A 7751-nucleotide genomic window follows, 5' to 3' on the forward strand; every position below is an offset into this window, starting at 1 on the left:
CATGCGCGACATCATCTCTCTGGCCTGCACGGCCTGCCAGCGGCGGAACTACTCGACGACGAAGAACAAGCGGACGCACCCGGACCGCATGGAGCTGAAGAAGTACTGCAAGTGGTGCCGGAAGCACACGGCCCACAAGGAATCGAAATAGCCTTGGAGGCGTGTAGCTCTAACGGCTAGAGCACCGGACTCCAAATCCGGGGGATGGGGGTTCGAATCCCTCCACGCCTGCCAGATTCGGCAGCGAGACAGAGAGACGAGAGAGCATGGAGTTCCTGGGACGGATCCAGCAGTTCTTCCGAGAGGTGGCGGCCGAGTTCCGCCGGGTCACCTGGCCAAGCAGGGCGGATGTTGCCAACTCGACCGTGGTCGTCGTGGTGCTGGTCTTCATCCTGGCCTTCTTCCTGGGAGCCGTGGACGTGGGGCTTTCGCGGATCGTCGAAAGGATCCTCCGATGAGTGATGCCGGCACGGTGACCCGACAGAAGCAGTGGTTCGTCGTCCACACCTACTCGGGCTTCGAGAACAAGGTGGCGGCGGCCATCGAGTCGCGGGCGAAGATCTTCGGCCTCCAGGACATGTTCGGGCGCGTGGTCGTGCCCACCGAGAAGGTGCGGGAGATCCGCAAGAGCAAGAAGATCGAGATCGAGCAGAAGTTCTTCCCGGGCTACCTGCTGGTCGAGATGGAGCTCAGCGACGACACGTGGCACCTCGTCCGCTCGACGCCGAAGGTGACGGGCTTTGTGGGCTCGGGAGCCAAGCCCGTCCCGCTGCCGCCCGACGAGGTCGAGGCGATCCTCCGTCAGATGGAGGAGGGGGCCGAGAAACCCAAGCTCAAGTCCACGTTCCAGAAGGGGGACAAGGTGCGGGTCGTCGAGGGGCCGTTCGTGAACTTCCAGGGGACGATCGACGACCTGAACCCCGAGCGCGGCAAGCTGAAGGTCATGGTGGCCATCTTCGGGCGGATGACCCCCGTCGAGCTCGAGTACTACCAGGTGGAGAGGCTCTGATCAATGGCGAAGAAAGTTCAGGCCATGGTGAAGCTGCAGATCCCGGCGGGCAAGGCCAACCCCTCGCCGCCGGTGGGTCCCGCCTTGGGGCAGCACGGCGTCAACATCATGGAGTTCTGCAAGGGCTTCAACGCCCAGACGGGATCCCAGGAAGGGCTCATCCTGCCGGTCGTCGTCACGATCTACCAGGATCGCTCGTTCACCTTCGTCGTGAAGACGCCGCCCGCCGCCGTCCTGCTCAAGCGCGCCGCCGGAATCGCCAAGGCCTCGGCCGTGCCGCACAAGGACAAGATCGGTAAGGTGACCCGGGCCCAGGTGCGGGAGATCGCCCAGACCAAGCTCGTGGACCTCAACACCGACTCCATCGAGTCCGCCATGCGGACCGTCGAGGGCACCGCCCGCAGCATGGGCATCGACGTTGTTGGGTGAGCCGCAGCCGCGAGGCGAGGCGAGCGGATATGGAGAGGGTGCCGAGCGGAGCGAGGCGGTGAGCCGCAGCCGCGAGGCGAGGCGAGCGGATACGGAGAGGGTGCCGAGCGGAGCGAGGCGGTGAGCCGCAGCCGCGAGGCGAGGCGAACGGACACGGGGAACGAGGGCAAGCTGAGCGAGCCAGTACGAGTGAGGAGCTAGGCCATGCCGGTACTGACGAAGCGGGTGAAGGCCGCCCGGGCGCTCTTCGACCAGGCCAGGGAGCACTCGGTCGAGGAAGCGGTGGAGATCCTGAAGAGGCTGCCGGGCGCGAAGTTCGACGAGACCGTGGACGTGTCACTGCGTCTCGGCGTGGACCCCAAGCATGCCGACCAGATGGTGCGGGGCGCGGTCGTGCTGCCCCATGGCATCGGCAAGACGGTGCGTGTGGCCGTCTTCGCCAAGGGGGAGAAGGAGCGCGAGGCGCGGGAGGCGGGCGCCGATGTGGTGGGCGCGGAGGACCTCGTGGAGAAGATCCAGGGGGGGTGGCTCGAGTTCGATTCCGCCATCGCCACACCGGACCTCATGGGACAGGTGGGCAAGCTCGGCAAGACCTTGGGGCCACGGGGGCTCATGCCCAACCCGAAGTTGGGGACCGTCACCTTCGACGTGGCGCGGGCGGTGCGCGAGGCCAAGGCCGGGAAAGTGGAGTTCCGCGTGGACAAGGCGGGCAACGTGCACGTGCCCGTCGGGAAGCGCTCGTTCCCCCAGGAGCAGCTGGCGGCGAATGCGCTGGCCCTGCTGGAGGCGCTGGTCCGGGCCAAGCCGGCTGCCTCGAAGGGAACGTACCTGCGCTCGGTGACGCTCTCGTCCACCATGGGACCGGGCATCCGAGTGGACCCCCAGCGCATCGCCGCGCTGTTCAAGAAGTAAGCCAGAGGAGCGCCGACGTGCCGAATGCCGAGAAGGCTGAAAGCGTCCAGTCGCTCAAGCAGCGATTCGAGGGAGTCAGGACCGCGGTGCTCACGGAGTACCGCGGGCTGACGGTGCGACAGATCTCCGACCTGAGGAAGCAGCTCAAAGGCGCCGCCGCCGAATACAAGGTCGTGAAGAACCGACTGGCGCGGCTGGCGGTCAAGGGGTCGCCGCTGGATCCCCTCGCGCCCCACCTCACGGGTCCCACCGGGGTTGCCTTCAGCAGGCACGACCCGGTGGCCGTGGCGAAGGCCCTGCAGGCCTTCGTCCGCGCCAACCCGGCGCTCATGCTCAAGGTCGGGCTCGTGGAAGGCAAGGTCGTCGAGCCGCAGGCTCTGCGATCGCTGGCCGACCTGCCCTCCAAGGAAGTGCTGCGCGGCCAGCTGGTCGGCGCGATCCAGGGACCCATGCGCCAGCTCGTGAGCCTCCTGACGGCACCGCAGCGGGAGCTCGTGCGGGTGCTGGAGGCTCGGAGCGAAGGGGCGGCCCAGTAGGCGGGCGGCTCAGTTCAATCACGACGCAGGATCAACCACGGAGGCGGAAGAAATGGGCAACATCGAGGAGATCGCCGAGAAGCTGGACTCGCTGACGCTGCTGGAGGCGGCCCAGCTTTCGAAGCTCTTGCAGGAGAAGTGGGGTGTGTCGGCGGCGGCGGCCGTGGCGGTGGCCGCGCCGGCGGCGGGGGGTGGCGCGGCGGTGCCGGTGGCCGAGGAGAAGACCGAGTTCGACGTGATCCTGTCCGCGGCCGGGGACAAGAAGATCCAGGTCATCAAGGTCGTGCGCGAGATCACCGGCCTGGGCCTCAAGGAGGCCAAGGATCTGGTGGACGGCGCGCCCAAGCCGGTGAAGGAGAAGATCGCGAAGACCGAGGCGGCCGACCTGAAGAAGAAGCTCGAGGAAGTCGGCGCGACCGTGGAAGTGAAGTAAGCCTCCGCCCCTGGGGCAGCGGGAGACCGGGGGGCCGGAGTAGGGCCCCCGTCTCGTCGGCGCGTCCCCGCGCCGGCGCGGAACTTTTCATCAGGGGCCCGGCGGCGTCGTGCCGGGTTGAGCCCTCGGCCGTCCCGGCCGAGGCGCGGAGGGACGTATGGCAGGTACCATCCAGTGCGGACGCCGGGTCCGCAAGGACTTCGGCAAGATCCCGTCCAGCGTCGACATTCCGGATCTGATCAAGATCCAGAAGCAGTCGTACGAGCACTTCCTCCAGAAGGACATCGCCGCCGAGCGCCGGGAGGAGATTGGCCTGCAGGCCGTCTTCAAGTCCGTGTTTCCCATCGCGGATTACAACGGCAACGCCGAGCTCGAGTTCGACAGCTACCACTTCGGCGAGCCCAAGTACAAGGAAGAGGAGTGCCACGACCGCGGGATGACTCTCGCCATTCCTCTCAAGGTGACGCTGCGTCTCGTGGTCTACGACCACGATAAGGAGACGAAGACGCGGACGATGCGCGAGCAGCGGGGCCAGGAGGTGTACCTGGGCGAGCTGCCGCTCATGACGGACAAGGGCACCTTCATCATCAACGGAACGGAGCGCGTCGTGGTCTCTCAGCTGCAGCGCTCGGCCGGGGTGTTCTTCGACGACGACAAGGGGAAGACCGTCGCCTCCGGAAAGCTGCTGCACTCCGCCCGGGTGATCCCGTACCGCGGATCCTGGGTGGAGTTCGAGTTCGACGCCAACGACATCCTGCACGTGCGGGTGGACCGGCGGCGGAAGATGTCGGCGACCGCGTTCCTGCGAGCCTTCTGGTTCCTGGAGCGAGGGTGCCGGAAGCCGCAGGACATCCTGAGCGACGACGAGATCCTGGCCATGTTCTACGATCTGGAGGAGGTGCTCTCCTTCGAGGACCGGACGGCCTGGGTCACGCTCTCCCCCGAGGCGCACACCGGGGTCAAGGTGGGGGACGACATCAGGCCGCCTCGGCACCGGGAGCCCCTGGTCCAGAGCGGCAAGGTTCTCACGGCCAAGGTCATCGAGAAGCTGCGCGAGGCCGGAGTGGAGAAGATTCCGGTTCGCGCCGAGTCCCTGGTGGGCCGCCGTTCGGGCAGCCGGGTCGTGGACAGCGAGACCGGCGAGGTGCTGGTGGAAGCCAACCAGGAAGTGACCTCCACGCTCCTGAGCCAGATCATGGCCCGGAAGGTGGCACCGTTCAAGCTCCTTGTCGTCACGCAGGGCAAGGTGGACGCGTCCATCTACGAGACCCTCGCCCGCGACCATTCGAAGGACCCTGACGAGGCGCTGGTGGAGATCTATCGCCGGTTGCGGCCCGGGGACCCGCCCACCGTGGACTCGGCCCGGGCCCTCTTCCGCGGCATGTTCATGGACCCGCGGCGGTACGACCTGGCGCGCGTCGGCCGGTTCATGATCAACAAGAAGCTCGACATCAACGTCGATCTCAACATCAAGACGCTGCGCCCCAAGGATATCGAGCACGTCATCAAGTACCTGCTCCAGGTCAAGCTCGCCACGAAGCCGACCGACGACATCGACCACCTCGGCAACCGGCGCGTTCGATCGGTGGGCGAGCTGCTCGAGAATCAGTTCCGTGTGGGGCTCACGCGGATGGAGCGGGCTGTCAAGGAACGCATGTCCATCTCGGACATCGCCAACCTGATGCCGCACGACCTCATCAACGCCAAGCCCGTGTCGGCGGTCGTGAAGGAATTCTTCGGATCCTCGCAGCTGTCGCAGTTCATGGACCAGACGAACCCGCTGGCCGAGCTGACCCACAAGCGCCGGCTCTCCGCCCTGGGGCCGCGGGGGCTGTCCCGGGAGCGCGCCGGGTTCGAGGTGCGGGATGTGCACCCGACCCACTACGGGCGCATCTGCCCCATCGAGACGCCGGAAGGCCCGAACATCGGCCTGATCTCCTCCCTCAGCACGTACGCTCGCATCAACGAGTACGGCTTCATCGCCACGCCGTACCGGCGGGTCGTCAACGGCGCCGTGACCCAGGAGGAGGAGCAGTACCTGACGGCCCACGAGGAAGAGAAGTTCGTCATCGCCCAGGCCAACGCGGGGCTCGACGCCAAGGGCCGCTTCGTGCAGGAGCGCGTCTCGGCCCGGAAGGCGGGCGAGTACAAGATGGTGCCGCCCGAGGAGCTGCACTACATCGACGTCTCGCCCAAGCAGCTCGTGTCGGTGGCGGCGGCCATGGTGCCCTTCCTGGAGAACGACGACGCCAACCGGGCGCTGATGGGCTCCAACATGCAGCGCCAGGCGGTCCCGCTGCTCCAGCCCGAGGCCCCGCTGGTCGGGACGGGGATGGAGCACATCGTGGCCCGCGACTCGGGCGCGGTGGTGGTTGCCCGGCGGCCCGGCGTGGTGGAGTACGTCTCGGCCGACCGCCTCCTGGTCCGCGTCGAGAGCCGGTCGAAGAAGGCGGACCCGGTGTCGGACCTCCCGCTGGACATCTACAAGCTGACGAAGTACCGGCGCTCCAACCAGAACACGTGCATCAACCAGCGCCCCATCGTCAAGAAGGGCGACCGGGTGCAGGCGAGGGACGTCATCGCCGACGGCCCGGCGACCGATCAGGGGGAGATCGCCCTGGGGCGCAACGTGCTCGTGGCGTTCATGCCGTGGGGCGGCTACAACTTCGAGGACGCGATCCTGGTCTCGGAGCGGCTCGTGAAGGACGACCGCTACACCTCGATCCACATCGAGGAGTTCGAGGTCCAGGCCCGCGACACCAAGGTCCGGCATCGTGCGGATCGGCGCAAAGGTCAAGGCCGGCGACATCCTCGTCGGCAAGATCACGCCCAAGGGGGAGACGCAGCTCACCCCGGAGGAGAAGCTGCTGCGCGCCATCTTCGGCGAGAAGGCCGGCGATGTGCGCGACACCTCGCTCACGGTCCCGCCGGGCATCGAGGGCACGGTGGTCGAGGTGAAGGTGTTCTCGCGCCGGGGCATCGACAAGGACGATCGCGCGAAGTCCATCGAGGAGAAGGACATCGCCGAGCTGGAGAAGGAGTATCAGGAGGAGGTCTCCGCGGTCGAGCTCGAACGCGACCAGAAGCTGAAGAACCTTCTCGTCGGCAAGACGCTCACCCAGGATCTGATGGATCCCATCTCCAAGGAGCGGCTCGGCAAGAAGGGCGACCGGATCCAGCGGCCGGACCTGGACAACTTCTCCTGGGCGGACCTGCGGAAGATCAGGATCAAGGAGGACGAGGGGCTCCAGACGACGATCAAGCGCATCGAGGATCTCGCCGACGACCAGATCGCGTTCTTCGACCGGATGCTGGAGGAGCGGGTCGGTCGGCTCCGCCGTGGCGACGACTTGCCGCCGGGCGTCATCAAGATGGTCAAGGTCTACGTCGCCGTGAAGCGCAAGCTCTCGGTGGGCGACAAGATGGCCGGCCGCCACGGCAACAAGGGCGTCGTCTCCCGCGTCCTGCCCGAGGAGGACATGCCCTACCTCCCGGACGGCACGCCCGTCGAGATCGTGCTGAATCCCCTCGGTGTTCCGTCCCGGATGAACGTCGGGCAGATCCTGGAGACCCACCTGGGCTGGGCGGCCAGAGCGCTGGGCCTGTGGATGGCCAGCCCGGTGTTTGACGGCGCGACCGAGGAGGAGATCAAGGCCCACCTCCGGCAGGCAGGGCTCCCGGCCTCGGGCAAGACGGTCCTCTACGATGGGCGCACGGGCAAGCCGTTCCACCAGGAGGTCACCGTGGGCCAGATCTACATGTTGAAGCTGGCCCATCTGGTGGACGACAAGATGCACGCTCGCTCCATCGGGCCGTACTCGCTGGTCACCCAGCAGCCGCTTGGCGGCAAGGCCCAGTTTGGCGGCCAGCGGTTCGGGGAGATGGAGGTATGGGCCCTCGAGGCGTACGGCGCTGCCCACACGCTGCAGGAGATGCTGACGGTCAAGTCCGACGACGTCGAAGGGCGGAACCGCATCTACGAGGCGATCGTGAAGGGCGAGAATTTCCTGGAGCCCGGCACCCCCGAGTCCTTCAACGTGCTCGTGAAGGAGCTGCAGAGCCTGGCTCTGGATGTGGAGCTCGTTCCGAAGGACGGCAAGAAGCCGTCCTAAAGGAGAGGTTGAGAATGTTGACGGACCGGCCATTCGGCAGCCTGGTGCGCGAGGAGAAGCCCGCGAAGGACCTGTGGGGGATCCTCGATCGGCATCCGAAGCCCATGACGTTCGGCGCGATCCGCATCAAGCTGGCCGCGCCGCAGAAGATCCGGGAGTGGTCTCACGGCGAGGTGAAGAAGCCCGAGACGATCAACTATCGGACGTTCAAGCCGGAGCGGGACGGGCTCTTCTGCGCCCGCATCTTCGGCCCGACCAAGGACTACGAGTGCGCCTGCGGGAAGTACAAGCGCATGAAGTTCGCCGGAGTCGTCTGCGAC

8 protein-coding genes, 1 tRNA gene and 1 pseudogene are annotated in these 7751 nt (G+C 66.6%); all 10 read left to right on the plus strand.

All coding sequences use genetic code 11. From position 1 onward, the window contains the following. Nucleotide 1: 1 nt before the first annotated feature. Nucleotides 2-151: a 50S ribosomal protein L33 gene (rpmG, locus tag HYV93_00380; GenBank protein ID MBI2524419.1), complete on the plus strand. Its 150-nt coding sequence runs from the start codon at nucleotides 2-4 to the stop codon at nucleotides 149-151. A 6-nt stretch (nucleotides 152-157) separates the two neighbouring features. Further along, nucleotides 158-234 (plus strand) — tRNA-Trp (locus tag HYV93_00385). A 32-nt stretch (nucleotides 235-266) separates the two neighbouring features. Next, entirely contained in the window at nucleotides 267-458 is a 192-nt protein-coding gene (secE, locus tag HYV93_00390) for a preprotein translocase subunit SecE (GenBank protein MBI2524420.1), read from the plus strand. Then, the gene (gene nusG / locus HYV93_00395) at nucleotides 455-1009 is read left to right on the plus strand and encodes a transcription termination/antitermination factor NusG (GenBank protein MBI2524421.1); all 555 of its coding nucleotides are present in this window, start codon (nucleotides 455-457) and stop codon (nucleotides 1007-1009) included. The genes secE and nusG overlap by 4 nt, the downstream gene beginning before the upstream one ends. A gap of 3 nt (nucleotides 1010-1012) precedes the next feature. Next, complete coding sequence (gene rplK, locus HYV93_00400; GenBank protein MBI2524422.1) at nucleotides 1013-1438, plus strand: 50S ribosomal protein L11; 426 nt, start codon at nucleotides 1013-1015, stop codon at nucleotides 1436-1438. 204 nt (nucleotides 1439-1642) lie between these two features. Beyond that, on the plus strand, nucleotides 1643-2350 hold the full coding sequence (locus HYV93_00405) for a 50S ribosomal protein L1 (GenBank protein MBI2524423.1): 708 nt from the start codon (nucleotides 1643-1645) through the stop codon (nucleotides 2348-2350). Nucleotides 2351-2367: 17 nt separating this feature from the next. Then, nucleotides 2368-2886 carry a 50S ribosomal protein L10 gene (gene rplJ / locus HYV93_00410; GenBank protein ID MBI2524424.1) on the plus strand — a complete coding sequence of 173 codons (519 nt, stop codon included), beginning with the start codon at nucleotides 2368-2370 and terminating at the stop codon, nucleotides 2884-2886. A gap of 52 nt (nucleotides 2887-2938) precedes the next feature. Further along, the gene (rplL, locus tag HYV93_00415) at nucleotides 2939-3319 is read left to right on the plus strand and encodes a 50S ribosomal protein L7/L12 (protein ID MBI2524425.1); all 381 of its coding nucleotides are present in this window, start codon (nucleotides 2939-2941) and stop codon (nucleotides 3317-3319) included. Between the two features lie 157 nt (nucleotides 3320-3476). Continuing rightward, nucleotides 3477-7431: pseudogene (rpoB, locus tag HYV93_00420) on the plus strand (DNA-directed RNA polymerase subunit beta). 14 nt (nucleotides 7432-7445) lie between these two features. Continuing rightward, nucleotides 7446-7751: hypothetical protein (locus HYV93_00425; GenBank protein MBI2524426.1), on the plus strand; the 306-nt coding region annotated here is incomplete at its 3' end.

The sequence above is a fragment of the Candidatus Rokuibacteriota bacterium genome (assembly GCA_016188005.1).
In the GTDB taxonomy this organism is placed as follows: domain Bacteria; phylum Methylomirabilota; class Methylomirabilia; order Rokubacteriales; family CSP1-6; genus UBA12499.

Excerpts from the sequence above, each read along its gene's own strand:
- HYV93_00405 (MBI2524423.1), top strand. The coding sequence starts at position 1,643 with ATGCCGGTACTGACGAAGCGGGTGAAGGCCGCCCGGGCGCTCTTCGAC.
- rpmG (MBI2524419.1), top strand. The coding sequence starts at position 2 with ATGCGCGACATCATCTCTCTGGCCTGCACGGCCTGCCAGCGGCGGAAC.
- secE (MBI2524420.1), top strand. The coding sequence starts at position 267 with ATGGAGTTCCTGGGACGGATCCAGCAGTTCTTCCGAGAGGTGGCGGCC.
- rplL (MBI2524425.1), top strand. The coding sequence starts at position 2,939 with ATGGGCAACATCGAGGAGATCGCCGAGAAGCTGGACTCGCTGACGCTG.
- nusG (MBI2524421.1), top strand. The coding sequence starts at position 455 with ATGAGTGATGCCGGCACGGTGACCCGACAGAAGCAGTGGTTCGTCGTC.
- rplK (MBI2524422.1), top strand. The coding sequence starts at position 1,013 with ATGGCGAAGAAAGTTCAGGCCATGGTGAAGCTGCAGATCCCGGCGGGC.